General features: G+C 59.7%; 19 protein-coding genes. 6 read left to right on the top strand and 13 right to left on the bottom strand.

The window, feature by feature from the left end:
- Positions 1 to 111 precede the first annotated feature (111 nt).
- The gene (gene ycaC, locus AC4PS6_RS23745; RefSeq protein WP_014720109.1) at positions 112 to 744 is read right to left on the bottom strand and encodes an isochorismate family cysteine hydrolase YcaC; all 633 of its coding nucleotides are present in this window, start codon (positions 742 to 744) and stop codon (positions 112 to 114) included.
- A gap of 505 nt (positions 745 to 1,249) precedes the next feature.
- On the opposite strand from ycaC, the gene AC4PS6_RS23750 reads away from it, so the two are divergent.
- Positions 1,250 to 1,486 carry a hypothetical protein gene (locus tag AC4PS6_RS23750; protein ID WP_003194531.1) on the top strand — a complete coding sequence of 79 codons (237 nt, stop codon included), beginning with the start codon at positions 1,250 to 1,252 and terminating at the stop codon, positions 1,484 to 1,486.
- Between the two features lie 64 nt (positions 1,487 to 1,550).
- Here the strand turns inward: AC4PS6_RS23750 and fic are convergent, their stop codons facing one another.
- The 10 genes from fic to exaC all read right to left on the bottom strand — a co-directional run bounded on the left by fic (position 1,551) and on the right by exaC (position 12,647).
- On the bottom strand, positions 1,551 to 2,672 hold the full coding sequence (gene fic / locus AC4PS6_RS23755) for a protein adenylyltransferase Fic (RefSeq protein ID WP_032904192.1): 1,122 nt from the start codon (positions 2,670 to 2,672) through the stop codon (positions 1,551 to 1,553).
- A 546-nt stretch (positions 2,673 to 3,218) separates the two neighbouring features.
- Positions 3,219 to 3,989 (bottom strand): LexA family transcriptional regulator, encoded by a 771-nt coding sequence (locus AC4PS6_RS23760; protein WP_014720107.1) that lies wholly within the window; start codon positions 3,987 to 3,989, stop codon positions 3,219 to 3,221.
- A 211-nt stretch (positions 3,990 to 4,200) separates the two neighbouring features.
- Entirely contained in the window at positions 4,201 to 4,728 is a 528-nt protein-coding gene (ppa, locus tag AC4PS6_RS23765; protein ID WP_003176323.1) for an inorganic diphosphatase, read from the bottom strand.
- A gap of 109 nt (positions 4,729 to 4,837) precedes the next feature.
- Positions 4,838 to 5,653 (bottom strand): M90 family metallopeptidase, encoded by an 816-nt coding sequence (locus AC4PS6_RS23770; protein WP_103451865.1) that lies wholly within the window; start codon positions 5,651 to 5,653, stop codon positions 4,838 to 4,840.
- 6 nt (positions 5,654 to 5,659) lie between these two features.
- Positions 5,660 to 6,316, bottom strand: coding sequence for a DedA family protein (locus AC4PS6_RS23775; protein WP_003194521.1), 657 nt, complete (start codon positions 6,314 to 6,316; stop codon positions 5,660 to 5,662).
- 321 nt (positions 6,317 to 6,637) lie between these two features.
- Complete coding sequence (locus tag AC4PS6_RS23780; RefSeq protein WP_014720105.1) at positions 6,638 to 7,096, bottom strand: GNAT family N-acetyltransferase; 459 nt, start codon at positions 7,094 to 7,096, stop codon at positions 6,638 to 6,640.
- Between the two features lie 89 nt (positions 7,097 to 7,185).
- On the bottom strand, positions 7,186 to 8,022 hold the full coding sequence (gene eutC, locus AC4PS6_RS23785; RefSeq protein ID WP_019818775.1) for an ethanolamine ammonia-lyase subunit EutC: 837 nt from the start codon (positions 8,020 to 8,022) through the stop codon (positions 7,186 to 7,188).
- On the bottom strand, positions 8,019 to 9,413 hold the full coding sequence (locus tag AC4PS6_RS23790; RefSeq protein ID WP_014720103.1) for an ethanolamine ammonia-lyase subunit EutB: 1,395 nt from the start codon (positions 9,411 to 9,413) through the stop codon (positions 8,019 to 8,021). Before AC4PS6_RS23790 ends, eutC begins: the two co-directional genes overlap by 4 nt.
- 63 nt (positions 9,414 to 9,476) lie before the next feature.
- Positions 9,477 to 10,910, bottom strand: coding sequence for an ethanolamine permease (gene eat, locus AC4PS6_RS23795; protein ID WP_003194515.1), 1,434 nt, complete (start codon positions 10,908 to 10,910; stop codon positions 9,477 to 9,479).
- A gap of 216 nt (positions 10,911 to 11,126) precedes the next feature.
- A complete protein-coding gene (exaC, locus tag AC4PS6_RS23800) occupies positions 11,127 to 12,647 on the bottom strand; it encodes an acetaldehyde dehydrogenase ExaC (RefSeq protein ID WP_005791797.1) in 1,521 nt (506 codons plus the stop codon).
- Between the two features lie 272 nt (positions 12,648 to 12,919).
- Between exaC and AC4PS6_RS23805 the strand changes: the two genes are divergently transcribed.
- On the top strand, positions 12,920 to 14,830 hold the full coding sequence (locus AC4PS6_RS23805; protein ID WP_014720101.1) for a sigma-54-dependent Fis family transcriptional regulator: 1,911 nt from the start codon (positions 12,920 to 12,922) through the stop codon (positions 14,828 to 14,830).
- A gap of 345 nt (positions 14,831 to 15,175) precedes the next feature.
- Here the strand turns inward: AC4PS6_RS23805 and AC4PS6_RS23810 are convergent, their stop codons facing one another.
- Positions 15,176 to 15,460: a hypothetical protein gene (locus AC4PS6_RS23810; protein WP_177480889.1), complete on the bottom strand. Its 285-nt coding sequence runs from the start codon at positions 15,458 to 15,460 to the stop codon at positions 15,176 to 15,178.
- Here AC4PS6_RS23810 and AC4PS6_RS23815 point away from each other — a divergent pair.
- From AC4PS6_RS23815 to AC4PS6_RS23830, 4 genes are all read left to right on the top strand, one after another.
- Complete coding sequence (locus tag AC4PS6_RS23815) at positions 15,447 to 16,205, top strand: hypothetical protein (protein ID WP_224796998.1); 759 nt, start codon at positions 15,447 to 15,449, stop codon at positions 16,203 to 16,205. The two genes, AC4PS6_RS23810 and AC4PS6_RS23815, sit on opposite strands and share 14 nt — an antisense overlap.
- 109 nt (positions 16,206 to 16,314) lie before the next feature.
- Positions 16,315 to 17,664 carry a UDP-N-acetylmuramate:L-alanyl-gamma-D-glutamyl-meso-diaminopimelate ligase gene (gene mpl / locus AC4PS6_RS23820; RefSeq protein WP_336827056.1) on the top strand — a complete coding sequence of 450 codons (1,350 nt, stop codon included), beginning with the start codon at positions 16,315 to 16,317 and terminating at the stop codon, positions 17,662 to 17,664.
- Positions 17,661 to 18,290, top strand: a complete 630-nt coding sequence (gene ubiX, locus AC4PS6_RS23825) for a flavin prenyltransferase UbiX (protein ID WP_032895136.1) — start codon at positions 17,661 to 17,663, stop codon at positions 18,288 to 18,290. Before mpl ends, ubiX begins: the two co-directional genes overlap by 4 nt.
- Entirely contained in the window at positions 18,283 to 18,567 is a 285-nt protein-coding gene (locus AC4PS6_RS23830; RefSeq protein WP_122301361.1) for a YceK/YidQ family lipoprotein, read from the top strand. The genes ubiX and AC4PS6_RS23830 overlap by 8 nt, the downstream gene beginning before the upstream one ends.
- A 143-nt stretch (positions 18,568 to 18,710) precedes the next feature.
- Here AC4PS6_RS23830 and AC4PS6_RS23835 read toward each other — a convergent pair whose 3' ends face one another.
- Positions 18,711 to 19,352: an oxidoreductase gene (locus AC4PS6_RS23835; protein WP_014720096.1), complete on the bottom strand. Its 642-nt coding sequence runs from the start codon at positions 19,350 to 19,352 to the stop codon at positions 18,711 to 18,713.
- Between the last annotated feature and the right edge of the window lie 23 nt (positions 19,353 to 19,375).

Consider the following 19,375-nt stretch of genomic DNA (forward strand, 5'->3'; position numbering starts at 1 on the left):
CTCCGCGTGGTAACGCATCCAGTGACGCTCTGCGTCACCCGCACGCCTCTCAATCTACACCCATAAAAAAGCCTGCCTTTTCAGGCAGGCTCAATACGGAGCATGGCAGTCTTAGCTCTGGCGAGCAGATAGGGCCGAGTAGCTGTTCATCAAATTGCGGTAGTTAGGAATCCGCTGGGACAACAAATTCCCCAGCCCTTCGATATCGTTGCGCCAGTCGCGGTGCAACTCACACGCCACCGAGAACCAGTTCATCAACTGCGCGCCGGCCTGCGTCATCCGGCTCCACGCCGCTTGCTGCACGGTGGTATTGAACGTGCCCGATGCATCCGTCACCACAAACACCTCAAAACCTTCTGCCAGCGCCGACAAGGTCGGGAACGCCACACACACATCCGTCACCACACCGGCAATGATGATCTGCTTACGCCCGGTGGCCTTGATTGCCTTGACGAAATCCTCGTTGTCCCAGGCGTTGATCTGACCAGGGCGAGCGATATACGGCGCGTCCGGGAACATCTCCTTCAGCTCCGGTACCAGCGGGCCGTTAGGGCCTTGCTCGAAACTGGTGGTGAGGATGGTCGGCAAGTTGAAGAACTTGGCCAGGTCAGCCAGGGCCAGCACGTTGTTCTTGAACTCGTTGGGGGAGAAGTCCTGCACCAGCGAGATCAGGCCGGTCTGGTGGTCGACCAGCAGAACAATGGCGTCGTCTTTGTTCAAGCGGTTGTAGGTTGCAGTGCTCATGGTTGAATCCTTTTTTGTTTAGGTTGGTTGGGCGTTGCGTTCAACATGGGCACAGATTAATGGGTAGGTGACGAGGGATAAATCGGGTGGAAGGAGTCTTACTGTCAACTTAAAGTGGACAATAGTTGGCACCCGATTTCAGGCCTCCGGGTCGCTGTGCAGACCAGGAGTGAATTGCCTGATTTTGAGTAGCTAGCAGGTCCGATCCCTTTCCTTTGCAGGACGTTTCCGAGAGAATCCCAACCGCTTGCGCCAGTGGAATTGGGTGACTAGGCTGCTGACCGTCACTGCTAATTCAGTGATCGGGTTTAGTCGCCCGGATTCGATTGGCGCATATGCAACTCATGAGTCAGGCACCTCATCGCCTGCATCTTATGGTGGCTGTGCGCAGGGCACCTTCGGGTGCGCCGGGTTCCAATCGACCGGTCGACTAACCTGCGTACAGCTGCCACCTTTCGTTTAGTCGCGTAATTGGCAGCTTCAAATTATCGATTGGAGTTTTGCTATGGATAACGTTGTTTCGGATTCGCCGTCGTCAGGCGCAACCAACCCATTTACGGTCAATGAAGAACTGAGCTTCGAGGATGCCTGGGTGCAGGTGGCTGAGCTGCTGCATTGTGCGCTGGCTACGTCGCAGGTGATCGGCGAGTCAGTGGCTGCGCCACAGAGGGCGGTGATGCATTTGGTGGAGATGGCGAAGATGGTGGCGGATAGGGCTGTGGAGTGTTTGCAGCCTAGGTGATATGACGTCGCCTGTTCGGTTTTGATCGTCCAGGCGACTTATTCACGATTTCCTTAATTTCGGCTCAGAAATAGGGCTTGAATTCGTTGCTGTCGCGAATCAGCAACTGCATCAGCTTTGGATGAATGAACAGTTTTTCCTTTCCGACCTGAACCTCTTGCAGAACATCAATGGAGACCAGCTCTTTGAGGTAGCGAGAAGCAGCCTGGCGCTGAGCGATCTGCTTGTCGACGACGTTGCTAATACGGCAATAGGGCTGCTCAAAAATCACGTCCACCAATTCGCGTGAGTAGGTTTTCGGCAAACGTTCGCGAACAAATTGGCTGGTGTGCTCGGACAGGCTGCGAATGGCGGCAATTTTTGCACTGGTCCAGCGAGCGGTTTCTTCCACGGCAGTAAGCATGTACAGCAGCCAGGGCTCCCAGGCCTGTTCGCGTGTGACATCAAGCAGTAGTCGATAGTAATCGGCTCTATGCGCAATGATGAAATGACTAAGGTAAAGAATCGGTAGATTCAACAGACCTTCCTGGATCAGATACAGGGTGTTTAGCACGCGCCCGGTACGACCGTTGCCGTCTGTGAATGGATGAATAGCCTCGAACTGATAGTGTCCGACAGCCATGCGAACCAGCGGGTCGAGGTCTGTCTCGTTGTGTAGAAAACGTTCCCAGTTGGTGAGCAAGTCGCGTAAGCGATCTTCGCCCTCTGGTGGGGTATAGATGATTTCTCCGGTCCGATCATTGGCTAGCTGGACGCCTGGCACTCGACGGATGTCCATGTCTACACCCTTGAGCGTTCGACAGATCTCTACTGCTGTGCCGGTAGAGAGTGGACGTTCAGCCAGAGACTGGAAACCGTTATGTAGAGCCTTGCGGTACCGGAGGGCTTCTTTGGTCGCGGGATCTGCATGATTGGCGCAATCCTGGGCATGCTGAAAGAGTAAATCTGTAGTAGTGACAATACTTTCGATCTCGGAGCTGTCCTTGGCTTCCAGCAGCGGGATCGTATTGATCAGCATCGTCTGGTTAGGAATCAGCTCGGCTGCTTGTTTCAATTCGGCCAAGGCTGCTCGAGCTTCGATGCAGCGTTTGAGGACTGCTCGGGTTTCCAGTTCTGCCTTTGGCGGCAAGGGTGGAAGCTGGTTATAGGGTCTATCCGCCTGCCAAGGCCGTTGGGGGTTAGTCATGGGCGCACGCTCACTAGGACGTCCAGTTAAAGGTAAGGCCGCTTTTATAAGCGCCCTTGTCATGTCGCTAGTGTAAGCCTGCGTGCATAACGTGTCGTTATTTTTGTATTTTTGCGACATGTTTCATCCTCGCGTCGCTGTTGGCGACATGTTGGATATCGATCAGGTCGCTGACTATTTGGGTGAAGCAATGAAGAAGGGGTAATACACCTAGATTGCGTCGAGTCATTTTGATATTGCTGGAGCCCACTGGCCTTTGAATGGCTGCCTATTGCACCAGAGACATGTTCAGGGGGGGCAGAGTGGATCTTTAAGGCTACGTGATTGATGTTTAAGGGGGGGGATTAAAAAGCCGGCTTGTGGCCGGCTTCTCGGGGACTGCCTCAGCTTGTTTTTGACAAACCTCACCAGCCTTCAAATCGCTCAGCCCACATTGCGTCAGGCTGAATAGTAGGGGCATCCGCGGGAACTCCTCCGCTTCGCCAGCAGGGAATCAGCTAGAAGCGACCCCTGCCAAATGTGCGGCGCATGATACTCACATTCACTTCAGTTGCCCACCTCCGGTTCCGATTTAGAGCCTTCCCAGCCCAGCAGGTGTTCATCCAGTGGCACCGGTGGGCGGCGGTTGTTGAGGGTGGACCACCAGAATACCCAGCCGACGATCTTGAAGCTTTGCTCGAAGCGTTCCTCGTGGTTGAGGTATTCGTCCGGGTGTTCGCTGGCGTTGTGGCTGCGCAGGCGCAGGCCGCCGCCAGGGCGGTTGTAGAGGTATTTGATACGCAGCATGCCGTCGTGTTCGACGGCGTAGATTTCACCGTCGATGATTTGGGTACGGCCTCGGTCGATGGCGAGGGTGGCGCCTTGTTGGATGATGTCGATCATGCTGTTGTCGACCATGTAGGCGCCTATCGCGCGGTCGGGGTTTACGTTGAGTGTTTCCAGGCTGTGCAGGGAGACGCGGATGCGTTCGGTTGAGGTGAAGGTGGGGTGGAGGGGGATCTCCACGTCGGTTTTTTCCGGGCGGCAGGCGGGGCCTGTGAGGTATTTGCCTGTGTCTTCGCGGGCGGTTGCAATCCTTGCGGTGGGGCCTTCCAACAGGTAGTTGGCGGGCGGGTGTTTGGGGCCTTTGCCGTCGCTTAACCAGCGACTTGAGACGCACAGCAACTCTGCGATCTCGTTGAGTCGGCCCATGGGGACCCCGCGTTTGAACCAGTTGTTCACGTGCTGAGGCGTGACGCCGCGGTTCTTGGCGAAGTCGGAGGCGGAAAGATGAACTTCCCGTAATAGCGCTTTTAAACGATCACCTGATGTATTCATAAACGCAGAGTTTACTGGCCGGAAAGTCTAATCAAATAAACCATGCGTTGATTTGCGGTTGTAGGATTTGGCTTAGTTGTGGCCGGATCTTTCAGGTGTGCAACTTAGTTAAACGCTGCAAATAAACATTGAACTTGATGTTTAATTCGGCCCATAAAAAAGCCCCGAATTAACGGGGCTTTTTAATTGCCGTGGCAATGAGGCGCGGGTATCAGCCTTTGTAGGCGGCAACCGACTTCATGATCTCGGCGCGGGCGGCGTCTGCGTTGCCCCAACCGTCGATCTTCACCCACTTGCCTTTTTCGAGGTCTTTGTAGTTCTCGAAGAAGTGCTTGATCTGTTCCAGCAACAGTGGCGGCAGGTCGGTGTATTCCTTCACGTCCACGTACAGCTGGGACAGCTTGTCGTGTGGCACTGCGATTACTTTGGCATCGCCGCCGCCGTCGTCGGTCATGTTCAGGATGCCGACTGGGCGTGCGCGGATAACCGAGCCTGGGGTGACCGGGTAAGGGGTCACGACCAGCACGTCGAGGGGGTCACCGTCGTCAGCCAGGGTGTTAGGGATAAAACCGTAGTTGGCCGGGTAGAACATCGGGGTGGCCATGAAACGGTCAACGAACAGGCAGTCGCTGTCTTTGTCGATTTCGTATTTGATCGGCGCGTGGTTGGCCGGAATTTCGATGGCGACGTAGATGTCGTTCGGCAGGTCTTTGCCAGCCGGAATCTTGCTGTAGCTCATTGGGCGTTGCCCCCGTTAGTTGGCCATATGACATGGCCGGATTGGCCTAAAAGTGGCGGCGATTATAGGCATATTCTGACGCCGATGCCATGCGCCAAGCGTCGTACGGTCATTCGCCCCGTGGCGCGTAGCGCAGGTCGCTGGCTTGCAGTTGAGTCAGGCGGGCCAGGGGATCCTGGCGATAAAAGCGGCTGAGTTGGGCGTACACCTGTGGATAACTGTTGACCAGTAAATCCGGGGCGCTGAAGAAATACTCGCTGGTGACGGCAAAGAACTCCGCCGGGTTTTCCGCAGCGTAAGGGTCTATCTCGGTCTCGGCGTCCGGGTTGGCGTCCAACTGGCGATTGAGGTCATCGAAGGCGCCTTGCATGACGCTGGCCCAATCCTGCACGCGCATGTCGTGGTGCAGCGGCGGCAGGCCGTTGGCGTCGCCGTTGAGCATGTCCAGCTTGTGCGCTAGTTCGTGGATGACCAGGTTGTAGCCTTCCCATTGGCCGCTGGCGAGCACGCCGGGCCAGGCGAGGATCACCGGGCCCTGTTGCCAGGCTTCGCCGCTGTGTTCGCCGTCCCACTCGTGTTCGACGCCGCTGGCATCGCGATGGCGTTGTGGGCTGAGGAAGTCGTCGGGGTACAGCACGATCTCATGAAAGCCTTGGTACCAGTCGAGGTCGCCCAGGTTCATCAGCGGCAGTTGCGCCTGGGCGGCGAGCAGCAGGCGTTGTTCCTGGTGCAGTTCGACGCCAGGCAGGGCGGTGAGGTGTTTTTCGCTGAGGAACACCACGCAGGCTTCGCGTAGCCACTGATCTTGCTCCGGCGTGATGCCGTCGAGGAAGGTCAGGTGGTGGCGCACCCGTTGCCAGATGTCATCGGCAATCGGGTGCTTGGCCAGCAGGCGCCGGCGACGCCAGGCGCTGAAGGACCACACGGGCAATCAGTGCGGGTTGGCTTCGGAGGACGTGCGGCCAAAGCGGCTGCGCACTACGCCAATAATCATCGGCACCAGGGACAGCAGAATGATGAACACCACCAGCAGCGACAGGTTCTTCTTGATAAAAGGCACGTTGCCGAAGAAGTAACCCAAGGTCACCAGGCCGCCGACCCACAGGATGGTGCCCAGTACGCTGAAGCCGAAGAAGCGTGGATACGGCATCTTGGCCACGCCCGCGACGAACGGCGCGAAGGTACGCAGGATCGGCAGGAAGCGCGCCAGCGTCACGGTCTTGCCGCCGTGCTTGTCGTAGAAGTCGTGGGTCTTTTGCAGGTAGTCGCGGCGGAAGATCTTGGAGTTCGGGTTGCTGAACAAGCGCTCGCCCGCCGTTCGTCCGATCACATAGTTGGTGCTGTCGCCGAGGATGGCCGCCAGCATCAGCAGGCCGGCCAGCAGGACTGGGTCCATACCGCCGCCGGCCGCTACGGCACCGGCAATGAACAGCAAGGAGTCGCCCGGCAGGAAGGGCATGACCACCAGGCCGGTTTCGCAAAAAATCACCAGGAACAGAATGGCGTAGATCCACGGACCGTAATTGGTTACCAGCATGTCGAGGTAAACGTCGAGATGCAGGATAAGGTCAAGCGGGTTGAAATCCATGGATGGCACCTGTGTGAATGGCCCGGCTCAGCGGGCTTGTGCGGAAGCTCAGGCAATAAGGCTACAAGTAATTGTCGCGGTTCTTACAACCCTGAAAGGTCGGCATTATACGGATTGAGAGGTGAAAAGCGTGTGGCTTTTGTAGCGGGGAGTGTCGCGAAATTGTGAAGGGGTTGGGCTTCAAGCCAGTCGCCGGACCCAATGTGGGAGCTGGCTTGTCTGCGATAGCGGTGGGTCAGTATGAGAAGTGCTCGCTGACACTTCGCCATCGCAGGCAAGCCAGCTCCCACAAGGATATTGCGGTGTTTGGCTTACCGGTTTTCAGTCTTCGTTGATCGGCAACACGTAGTTTTTGAATTCGGTGTCTTCGCGAAACCCAATCGACTCATAGGTCTTCTGCGCCACGTCGTTATCGCTGCTGGTCGATACCCGCAACCGTACCGCGTGGGTGTCCTTGGCCATTTTCTTGGCCGTGCGCATCAGGTTGTCGGCCACCAGTTGCCGGCGCGCATCCTCGGCCACATAGATGTCGTTGAGGATCCATACCCGCTTGAGAGACAGTGAGGAAAAGCTCGGATAGAGCTGGCAAAACCCCAGCAGCCGCTTGTCATCATCGTCGGCCAGGGCCAGGTAGATCACCGACTCCTTGCGCCGCAGGCGCTTTTCCAAAAAGGCCCGTGACGAGTCCGGGAACGGCAGGGCCCCGTAGAACTCGCGGTATTTGACGAACAACGGGGTCAACAGGTCCAGGTGTTCCAGGGTCGCTTGAGTAATCCGCATGCCAGGCCTCAACTTCCAAATGGGGTATGACCACACGAGCGGCCGTGACTCGATGCTGCCTAATGACGCCAAAAAGCGCAATCTTGCCGCTATCGGTCATCGGGCGGGCTGAGCAGGAAATTGCCCTTCATCAGGTCCGGGTCGTCCGATTCGAGGGTCTGAACCTGTGCCTCATCCTTGAGATTAACCCCCGACAACTGCCGGCGACACGCCTCGCGCATCAAGTACAGCAGGCGATGGGCCGCCATGCCATAACTCAGGCCTTCCAGCCGCACGTTGGAGATGCAGTTGCGATAGGCATCGGTGAGGCCGACCTTGGGGTTGTAGGTGAAATACAGGCCCAGGCTGTCCGGCGAACTGAGCCCCGGCCGTTCGCCGATCAGGATCACCACCATCTTGGCGCCCAGTAGCTGCCCGATTTCATCGGCTACCGCCACGCGGCCTTGCTCTACCAGGATCACCGGTGACAAGGACCAGCCTTCGGCGTGAGTCTGTTCTTCCAGGCGCGCCAGAAACGGTGCTGTGTGTTTATGCACCGCCAATGCCGACAGGCCATCGGCCACTACGATGGCCAAGTCCACCCCGCCGGGCTGGGCCGAAGCGTAGTCGCGCAATGTTTGCGCCGACTCATCGCTCAAGCGTCGCCCCAGGTCCGGGCGTTGCAGGTACATGTGCCGGTCTGTGGCGGCGCTGTGCAGCAACAGGCTGTCTCGGCCACGTTCGGCCAATTGGCGGCTGAGGCCGGTGTGATCGAACGGCAAATGCACCGCGTCCCGCGCCTGGGCGTGGGCAAACTGGAAGTCCAGTTGGGCGCTGGTGGGAAGGCTGGTGCCGGTGCGGCCCAGGGCAATACGCGCCGGGGTGAGGCGGCGCAGTTCCAGCCACGGGTTGTCAGGCAATTCTGGTTGCACGGTCGGCTCCTTCATCCCAATTGCGCCAAGGCGTGACGAAAGGCCGGTGGCAAGCTATTGCCAAAATGCACCTTGCCATCAGCCTGCGTGAAGATGCCCATTTTCGCCAGCCACTGCTCGAACTCCGGCGCCGGTTTTAAACCCAATGTTTGCCGGGCGTACAGGGCGTCGTGAAACGAGGTGGTCTGGTAGTTGAGCATGATGTCGTCGGAGCCGGGGATGCCCATGATGAAGTTGATGCCGGCCACGCCGAGCAGGGTCAGCAGGGTGTCCATGTCGTCCTGGTCGGCTTCGGCGTGGTTGGTGTAGCAGATGTCGCAACCCATGGGCACGCCGAGCAGTTTGCCGCAGAAGTGGTCTTCAAGGCCGGCGCGGATAATCTGCTTGCCGTTGTACAGGTACTCCGGGCCGATAAAGCCGACCACGGTGTTCACCAGAAACGGCTTGAAGTGCCGGGCCACGGCGTAGGCACGGGTTTCACAGGTTTGCTGATCGACGCCAAAGTGCGCATTGGCCGACAAAGCGCTGCCCTGGCCGGTTTCGAAGTACATCAGGTTCTGGCCCAGGGTGCCGCGCTTGAGGCTTAAGCCCGCGTCATAACCTTCCTGCAGCACGTTCAGGTTGATCCCGAAACTGGCATTGGCCGCTTCGGTACCGGCAATTGACTGAAACACCAGGTCCAGCGGTACGCCGCGGTTGATCGCTTCGATGGAGGTGGTGACGTGGGTCAGCACGCAGGCCTGGGTGGGGATGTCGTAGCGCTGGATGATCGCGTCGAGCATCTCCAGCATGGCGCAGATCGAGGCGATGCTGTCGGTGGCCGGGTTGATGCCGATCATGGCGTCGCCGTTGCCGTACAGCAGGCCGTCGAGGATGCTCGCCGCGATGCCGGCCGGTTCATCGGTGGGGTGGTTGGGCTGCAAGCGCGTGGACAAGCGCCCGCGCAGGCCCAGGGTGCCGCGAAACTGGGTGACCACGCGGATCTTCTGCGCCACCAGCACCAGGTCTTGCACGCGCATGATCTTGGACACGGCCGCGGCCATTTCCGGTGTCAGCCCTGGCGCCAATGCGCGTAGGGCCTGTTCATCGGCCGCATCGCTGAGCAGCCAGTCGCGCAGGCCGCCGACAGTGAGGTGGCTGACCGCTGCAAACGCCTGTTTATCGTGGGTGTCGATGATCAGCCGGGTGACTTCATCGCTTTCATAAGGAATCAATGCTTCCTGCAGGAAGTGCTTGAGCGGGATATTTGCCAGCGCCATCTGCGCCGCCACACGTTCGCCGTCATTCTGCGCGGCGACACCGGCGAGGAAGTCCCCGGAGCGTGCCGGGCTGGCCTTGGCCATCACGTCCTTGAGGCTGTCGAAGCGGTAGGTTTGAGCACCCACCGCGTGGGAAAAGCTTGCCATACAGTGTCTCCTTGGTGACGCGCGCCTGCTGTGGGCAAGGCGCCGCGTCGAGGTTTTCGGCAGTTAGTGCAGGGCGGCCTCTGCAGCCTGGATCGCCGCGAATTCCTCTTCCGGCGTGCCTGCTACCAAGTGATGCCGGCTGTAGAAAGCAAAGTAAGCAATTAATACTCCATAGATGATCGCCGCGCCAATCACCACGCGCGGGTCCACCAGAAAGCCCGCCACCACGGCCACGCAGGCCAGCACCAGCGCCACACCCGAGGTGAAGATGCCACCCGGCGTGCGGTATGGCCGCTCCATTTTAGGGCGACGGATGCGCAGGGTGATGTGGGCGGCCATCATCAACACGTAGGAAATCGTGGCGCCAAACACCGCCACCAGGATCAGCAAGTCACCCTGACCGGTCAGCGACAGGCCAAAGCCGATAATCCCGGGGATCACCAGCGCCAATACCGGCGCCTTGCTCTTGTTGGTCTCGGACAATTTGCGTGGCAGGTAACCGGCACGGGACAAGGCAAAGATCTGCCGCGAATAGGCGTAGATGATCGAGAAAAAGCTCGCGATCAAACCGGCCAGGCCGACCAGGTTGACGAAGCTCCCCATCCAGGTGGAACCGCCGTAAGACAACGCCAAGGCTTCAACCAGCGGGTTGCCGGATTTGATCAGCGCATAAGTGCCCGCACCGCCCGGCGCGATCACCAGGATCAACAGGGCAAAACTGGTCAGCACCACAATGGCGCCAATCAGCCCACGCGGCAGGTCGCGCTTGGGGTTCTTGGTTTCTTCAGCGGCCAGCGGCACACCTTCCACCGCCAGGAAAAACCAGATGGCATAAGGGATCGCGGCCCACACGCCGACGTAGCCGAACGGCAGGAAGCTGCTGGCGCCCTTGGCCTCGGTCACGGGTATGTCGAGCAGATTGGCGACGTTGAAGTGCGGCACCATCGACACCAGGAACACGCCTAGGGCGATCGCGGCGACGGCGGTGATCACAAACATCAGCTTCAAGGCTTCACCCACACCAAAAATGTGGATGCCGATAAAGATGATGTAGAACGCCAGGTAGATCATCCAGCCGCCAATGCCGAATAGCGACTCGCAATAGGCGCCGATAAACACCGCGATGGCGGCGGGCGCGATGGCGTATTCGATAAGGATGGCAGTGCCGGTCAGGAACCCGCCCCAGGGGCCGAAAGCGCTGCGGGCAAAACCGTAGCCGCCGCCAGCAGTAGGGATCATGGAAGACAATTCGGCCAGGGAAAAGCACATGCACAGGTACATGGTGGCCATCAGCAAAGTAGCGAGGAACATACCGCCCCAACCGCCCTGGGCCAGGCCGAAGTTCCAGCCGGCGTAGTCTCCGGAAATAACATAGGCGACGCCCAGGCCAACCAGTAATACCCAGCCGGCGGCGCCTTTTTTCAGTTCGCGTTGTTGAAAGTAATCGGTGCCGACTTTTTCAAAGTCGACAGAAGAACCAGTGGGTTCGCTAGGCATGGGAAGTACCTTCCATTCTTATTGTTTTTGACTCGGCGTCTGTGTGCCGAACGAGGTAGCAATTGCGTGTGATATCAAATGTGGGAGCTGGCTTGCCTGCGATAGCGGCCTGTCTGCTACCCCTTATTTGGCTGATACATCGTTATCGCAGGCAAGCCAGCTCCCACACTTGATTGCGTTTCATGTTGGGAACTGGTTGCTTGCTATAAGGCTGAGTTAGAAAAAGCCCAACGGATTAATGTCGTAGCTCACCAGCAAGTTCTTGGTCTGCTGGTAGTGATCCAACATCATCTTGTGGGTTTCACGGCCCACGCCAGACTTCTTGTAACCGCCAAACGCGGCATGCGCCGGGTACAGGTGGTAGCAGTTGGTCCACACGCGGCCAGCCTTGATCGCCCGGCCCATGCGGTAGGCGCGGTTGATATCGCGGGTCCACAGGCCAGCGCCCAGGCCGAACTCGGTGTCGTTGGCAATCGCCAGGGCTTCGGCTTCATCCTTGAAAGTGGTGATGCTCACCACCGGGCCGAAGATTTCTTCCTGGAATACGCGCATGTCGTTGGTGCCCTTGAGCAGGGTCGGCTGGATGTAATAACCGGTGGCCAGGTCGCCGGTGAGCTTCTCCACCTTGCCGCCCGTGAGCAATTGCGCGCCTTCGCCCTTGGCGATTTCCAGGTAAGACAGGATCTTGTCGAACTGCTGCTCGGACGCTTGGGCGCCGACCATGGTGTCGGTATCCAGCGGGTCGCCACGCTTGATCGACTCGACCTTTTTCATCACCACTTTCATGAAGTCGTCGTAGATCGACTCTTCCACCAGAGCACGGGAAGGGCAGGTGCACACTTCGCCCTGGTTGAAGAACGCCAGCACCAGGCCTTCGGCGGCTTTTTCGATAAATGCAGGTTCCGCTTTCATGATGTCGGCGAAGAAGATGTTCGGCGACTTGCCGCCCAACTCCACCGTAGACGGAATGATGTTCTCGGCCGCCGCATGCATGATGTGCGAGCCCACAGGCGTTGAGCCGGTGAAGGCGATCTTGGCGATGCGCTTGCTGGTGGCAAGGGCTTCGCCGGCTTCCTTGCCGAAACCGTGCACCACGTTCAGCACGCCCGGTGGCAGCAGGTCGCCGATCAGCTCCATCAGCACGCTGATGCCCAGCGGCGTTTGCTCGGCGGGCTTGAGCACCACGCAGTTACCGGCGGCCAGGGCTGGGGCGAGTTTCCAGGCGGCCATCAGCAGCGGGAAGTTCCACGGGATGATCTGGCCGACCACGCCCAGCGGCTCGTGGAAGTGGTAGGCGGCGGTGAGTTCATTGATTTCGGCGCTGCTGCCTTCCTGGGCGCGGATGCAGCCGGCGAAGTAGCGGAAGTGGTCGGCAGCCAGGGGGATGTCGGCGTTAAGGGTTTCACGCACGGCCTTGCCGTTGTCCCAGGTTTCGGTGATGGCCAGCAGTTCGAGGTTTTGCTCGATGCGGTCGGCGATTTTCAGCAGCACCAGCGAACGGTCCTGGGCCGAGGTTTTGCCCCAGGCGTCCGCAGCGGCGTGGGCGGCGTCCAGCGCCTTGTCGATGTCTTTGGCGGTGGAACGCGGGAAGTCGGCTATCGGCTTGCCGTTGACCGGCGAGGTGTTGGAGAAATAGTTGCCATCGACTGGCGCCACGAATTCGCCGCCGATGTAGTTGCCGTATTTGGCCTTGAACGAAACGATGGCGCCTTCAGTACCGGGGTGTGCATAACGCATGGTGAGCATCTCCTGCTTTTATGTTTATTGGAGTACAGCGCGGCAAGCGCGTTATAAAGCGTAGAGCAAAGGTTGGGCCACTGCTGTGCGGGCCAGCAAAATCAATGGGTTGGGCTTTGTCGCAAGGCGGTGCCGTGACAGGTGTGGTACAGGCGTGGTGACAGTTTGTGCCATAAGCGGTACAGCCTGTGACCGGTGGGTCGGGCCGGGATTGCAAAGGCCCAATGGCTGGGGGATGCTGGGCGTTCTCACGCAGGGAGAATAATAAGAACATGCATAACGATCATTTCAGCCGCCATGCCCAGCAAGTCCTGACCGTCACCCGTGGCCAAGAGCTTTCCCAGGGGCCGGGCAGCGACCCGTCCATCGCCCGCTCCTGGCTGCGCTGCGTGGAGGACTACCACCTCGACCCGGCGCTGACCATCGCGCCTACCGTGCTTGAACACGGGCGCCTGCTGGAAAGTCGCGAACGCCTGCGCCAGGTGCTGCACATCGCCGGCAGCGAGATGAATAGCCTGCACCAGCAACTTTCCGGTGCCGGCCATGCGGTGCTGCTCACCGATGCGCGCGGGGTGATCCTCAACTGTGTCACCGCGCCGTCGGAGCGCAAGATTTTCGAGCGCGCCGGTTTATGGTTGGGCGCTGACTGGAGCGAAGCCTGCGAAGGCACTAACGGCATAGGCACCTGCCTGGTAGAGCGGCAGTCGTTGACGATCCACCGTGACGAGCATTTTCGCGGCCGTCATACCGGGCTGACCTGTTCGGCCAGCCCGGTGTTCGATCCTCATGGTGAATTGCTGGCGGTGCTGGATGTGTCCTCGGCCCGCGAAGCCGTGTCGCGCCAAAGCCAGTTCCACACCATGGCGCTGGTGAACCTGTCGGCCAAGATGATCGAAAGTTGCTACTTCCTGCGCCACTTCGAACACCACTGGCTGTTGCGTTTTCACCTGCAGGCCGAGTCGGTCGGGTTATTCAGCGAAGGCTTGCTGGCGTTTGATGGCGAAGGGCACATTTGTGCGGTCAACCAGAGCGCCCTGAACCTGTTGGGGCAGTTGCGCGGCGGCTTGGTGGGCCAGCCGGTGGAAGCGTTTTTCGACTGCTCCCTGGATCAGTTGCTGGGGCGGGCCAGCGCAAATGCCACGGCCAGTTGGCCGCTGCGCACCCGCGATGGTCGGCCTTTATTCGCAGCGCTGCGAGGCCAGCCGCGCAGTGCGCCGGCCCCTATCATCAAGCCACAGGCGTCACGCCCATTGGGTATCTGCCTGGGCGACCCGGCGTTGCAAAATGAGCTGCGCAAGGCCTCGCGAGTGTTCGAGCGCGATGTGCCCTTGCTGATCAACGGCGAAACCGGCTGCGGTAAAGAAGCCTTCGCCAAGGCCGTGCATCAGGGCAGCCAGCGGGGCGACAAGGCCTTTATCGCGCTGAACTGTGCGGCGATTCCAGAAAACCTGATCGAGAGCGAACTGTTTGGCTATCGCGCCGGCAGTTTCACCGGCGCCCTTAAAGAAGGCATGCGCGGCAAGCTGCAACAGGCCGATGGTGGCACGCTGTTTCTCGACGAAATCGGCGACATGCCCCTGGCGTTACAAACCCGCCTGTTAAGGGTGCTGGAGGATCGCCTGGTGGTGCCTATCGGCGGCGAACCCCAAGCCGTGAACGTGCGCATCATCAGCGCCACGCACCGCAATTTGCTGGAACGGGTGGCCGATGGCAGCTTTCGTGAAGACCTGTATTACCGCTTGAACGGCTTGGAAGTCGCCCTCCCGCCGTTGCGCGAGCGCAGTGACAAGTCGCAACTGTTGGATTTCCTCTTGGCGCAGGAAGCAGGCACCGAGCAGGTGATGCTCGACGAGTCGACGCGCCAGGCCTTGTTGGCATTCCACTGGCCCGGCAACCTGCGGCAGATGCGTACTGTGTTGCGCACGGTGGTGGCACTCTGTGAGGGCGGGCGAGTCGGTCTTGAAGACTTGCCGGCGCTGATTCGCCAGGCGCGGCCGCAAGGGGCAAGGGCGGATGCGCCGTACGCTTTGCCACTGGAGAGCGCCGAGCGCCAGGCATTACTCGATGCGTTGGCGCAGCAGCGCTGGCATATGAGCCATGTGGCGGAACAGTTGGGCGTCAGTCGCAATACGCTGTATCGCAAGTTACGCAAACATGGTATTTCACGGGGCGCCATGCATTAGGGCGCGCGACAGTTGTCGGAATAACTCCGTTATTGCGGACGACTCGTTTTTGTCCCACGTCATTTAAGGTTTTTTATCGCTCTACCCGTTCACGTCGTCCCGGAACGTGGCACGTTGTTTTAAGCACTGATGGAATAAGGGCAGAGCATTAATTGCCCTTAAACACCGCTGTTTGAAACTTCTAGGGTGACAACACATGAATATTACAAGTCCAATAACGACTCCTGTGCCACAACTCCCTGTTCAACTTGATGTTACGCCCACCTCCCCACCGCAACACTCGATAACGGGCTGGGGCGAACCGATGGACCCCCCTCAGCCTGACCATGACACGCCGCCTTCTGCTCAGGAGGCCGACCAAGCGCCGAAGGTACGCAACAAGCGTGGAATCTCCTTCTTCGGACGGCGGTTCCCATTTGGAGGCGCAACCCGGCCCACGGCGCCCGTGTCTCCCACGCCATCGATCAAGGTGCCGTCGCCTGCGTCCGTGTCCCCCGGTCCATCGACCAGGGTGCCGCCCGCCCCGGTCAATCCCACTGCCACCAGGCTGCAGAACGCACTGGGTGGAAATAACCCTGGTACCAGCTCGACCGCAGCCAGTTCAAGCCAGTCGGCCTTGGATAAACTCAAGGGCGTAGTGACCAGGGGGCCTCAAACGCCCACCAGTGGCGGGGTTGTCTCCGTAAAGCCGGTGGAACCGCCCAAGATCAGTGTGGCCGATGTCACCCAGCGGCTTTTGGATGCCGACAGGCTGGTCAAGGCAGGGGTTATTTCCACCTCACCTTCAACCGGCAAGACGATCAAGGACGCGTTCATCAACGCGGGCGTCAATGGCATCGTCAGCGCGCCGATCAATGTGGGCGCATACGCCGGGTCCGTGGCCGCGGGAGAGGCGATCAAGGGCCAGTATGTACCGTCGCCATTGCCGCCGCCGCATTTGCCTGGTACTGCAAAGCCAGATCCCGCGTCTACACCGCAAGTAGCCGCGCCCACCACATCGGATACGCCAACGCCTTCGGCCACGCGCCATCTGGACCGGGTAGAAAAAGTGGTGCTGGAATTTGCCAATGTCATCATCACGCTGGCGTCGGGAAATACTGAAGACCGGCTTGCCATGGGCGACGCCTGGCCCAAGGAGCGGGGGGCACGCTTGGATAACCTTGAGCAGTTACTGAGCATTTCGGAAACCCATATGAAGCAAGTGGCCGAGGATAACGGCATTATTTTCAAACCTCACCTTGAACCAGAAACCGCCCCAGGCACGGGGGGGCGCTTAGGCGTGATAGAGCGCCGTTATCGCGCCTTGGAAAAGGCGGCTGACCGGATCATTACCCTGAAAGACGCCGAAGCCAAAAAAACCGAGGCCTCCGTTTAAGGCAGCCTTTTTGCCCGCCGGATCCTACCGGCGGGCGTTTCGCGCTCAGCTAAAGCGTGCGAACTTTCCCACCCTACGCTAACCTGCCTCGATGTTTACGAGGTCGACTATGCACATTCATATTCTGGGTATCTGCGGTACGTTCATGGGTTCGATGGCGGTTCTGGCCAAGGAGCTGGGCCATCATGTAACTGGCTCCGATGCCAATGTTTATCCCCCCATGAGCACGCAGCTACAGGCGCAAGGGATTGAGCTGACCCAAGGTTACGACCCCGCGCAATTCGACCCGGTGCCGGACCTGGTCGTGATCGGCAACGCCATGTCGCGCGGCAATCCGGCGGTGGAATACGTACTGAACAAAGGCTTGCCTTACGTCTCCGGCCCCCAGTGGCTGGCCGACCATGTGCTGCAAGGCCGTTGGGTCCTGGCAGTGGCAGGCACTCACGGCAAGACCACCACCAGCAGCATGCTCGCCTGGGTGCTGGAGCATGCGGGCATGAGCCCGGGGTTCCTGATTGGCGGCGTGCCGCAGAACTTCTCGGTATCGGCGCGCCTGGGTGAGACACCGTTTTTTGTGATCGAGGCCGATGAGTACGACAGCGCCTTTTTCGACAAGCGCTCCAAGTTCGTCCATTACCGCCCACGCACAGCGATCCTGAATAACCTTGAGTTCGATCACGCGGATATCTTCCCCGATCTGCCGGCGATTGAGCGGCAGTTCCACCACTTGGTGCGCACTATTCCAAGTGAGGGCCTTGTCATTCATCCCACCACCGAGCCTGCGTTGCAGCGTGTGATCGACATGGGCTGCTGGACCCCGGTGCAAACCACCGGCGCGGGCGGGCAGTGGCAGGCGAGGTTGCTCAGCGAAGACGGTTCGCGGTTTGAAGTGCTGTTCGAAGGCCAACCCCAAGGCACCGTCGATTGGGGCATGACCGGCCAACACAACGTGGCCAACGCTTTGGTGAGCCTGGCTGCCGCTCGGCATGTTGGCGTGGTACCAGCCATGGGCATTGCCGCCTTGAGCGCGTTCAAGAGTGTGAAGCGGCGCATGGAGAAAGTCGCTGAAGTAAATGGAATTACCATCTACGACGACTTTGCCCACCACCCGACCGCAATTGCCACCACCCTGGATGGCCTGCGCAAGCGCGTCGGCGATGCGCAGATCATTGCCATCGTCGAGCCGCGCTCCAACTCCATGAAGCTGGGTGCGCACCGTGATGGCCTGCCCGAAAGCGTCAACGATGCCGACCAGGTGGTGTGGTATGCACCGGCCAACCTTGGCTGGGATTTGCCCGCGATTGCTGCGCTATGCACCGTGCCCTCCACAGTCTGCGATTCGTTGGAAGGCATCATTGAGCATGTGAAGTCCTTGGCCCAGGCCGGCACCCACGTGGTGGTCATGAGCAACGGCGGCTTCGGCGGCCTGCACGGCAAGCTGGCCGAGGCACTGAAATGAGCGGGCCGGAACGCATTACCCTGGCGATGACCGGCGCATCCGGTGCGCCCTATGGCCTGCGCCTGCTCGATTGCCTGGTACGTGAAGACCGTGAGGTGCATTTTCTGATCTCCAAGGCGGCGCAATTGGTGCTGGCGACTGAGACCGATGTCGCGCTGCCTTCCAAGGTGCAGATGATGCAGGCATTCCTCACCGAGTACACCGGCGCAGCGGCGGGGCAGATCAAGGTCTACGGCAAAGAAGACTGGATGTCGCCGGTAGCCTCAGGCTCCGGTGCGCCAGCGGCGATGGTGGTGGTGCCGTGTTCCACCGGCACCTTGTCGGCGATTGCCACGGGCGCCTGCAACAACCTGATCGAACGGGCGGCGGACGTGACCTTAAAGGAGCGCCGCCAATTGATCCTGGTGCCGCGCGAAGCGCCGTATTCGAGCATTCACTTGGAGCACATGCTCAAGTTGTCGAACATGGGCGTGACCATTCTGCCCGCGTCGCCAGGCTTCTATCACCAGCCACAGACCATCGATGACCTGGTGGACTTTGTGGTGGCGCGCATTCTCAACCTGTTGAACATTCCCCAGGACATGCTGCCACGTTGGGGTGAGCACCACCTGGGCGGCGATGAATAAAGCACTGCTGCTGTTGATGGCGCTGCAACTCACCGGCTGTGCCACCGCGCGCACGCTGGATGCCGCGCAACCGGGCGCCCCGGTGGTGTATGCCGGCACGCGCCTGGATCTGTACGCGATCAATGGCGGCTGCTGCGCCAAGGACCGCTTTGGTGCCGAGGCCCCGAGCTCTCCCCATCTCGACCTGCCGGCCAGTGCGTTGCTCGATACCTTGTTGTTGCCACTGTCGGTGCTGACGGTGCTGGGGGTTGGCTTCAACGCCACGGGCGGGCTGTAAGATAATGGCTACCTGGGTGGATCGTTCCCACGCTCCGCGTGGGAATGCAGTCGGGGACGCTCCGCGTCCCAAGCATGACGCAGAGCGTCATAACCGGCGTTCCCACGCAGAGCGTGGGAACGATCAGTACCAGCCCTGCATCATCACTTGCCGAGTTTGCGCAACTCGTCCGACTCCACCACCCGCACGCCATCCTGTTCTTCCAGCGCCAGGCGCCACATGGCGCGAGCCAGTTCGCAGACTTCAATACCGTGGTACTTGCCCGGGATAAGCCGTGACAGCGGGCCGGCCAACTGTTCGGCCAGGCGCGGTTCCAGTCGCTCACCCAGCAGGAGCGAGGGACGTACGATGGTCAACTGCGGCCAGTCTTGCGCTCGGAGCGCCAGTTCCATTTCCCCTTTGACCCGGTTGTAGAACACCGAGGATTTCGGGTCGGCGCCAATCGCACTGATCACGATCAGATGCCGCGCGCCCAGTTCCCGTGCGCGTTTGGCGAAGGCCACTACCATGTCCAGGTCGACCGCACGGAACGCCGCTTCCGAGCCGGCCTTTTTAATCGTGGTGCCCAGGCAGCAGAAGGCAATATCCACGCGGCCGCTCAGTTGCGGCAGGAACACCGCCGGGTCGCCTACCGGGTTTTCCAGGCGTGGATGTTCAGCCAATGGTTTGCGGCTGGGTGCCAGCACGCGGGTCACGGTAGGTTCGTTGAGCAGGCGGTCGAGCAGGTGTTCGCCAGTGAGGCCGGAGGCCCCGGCCAGCAAGATATGCTGCGGTGTCAGGTACATGGTGTTTCCCCCTTGTTACACGT

It is taken from the genome of Pseudomonas sp. DW-iso17 (genome assembly GCF_058725345.1).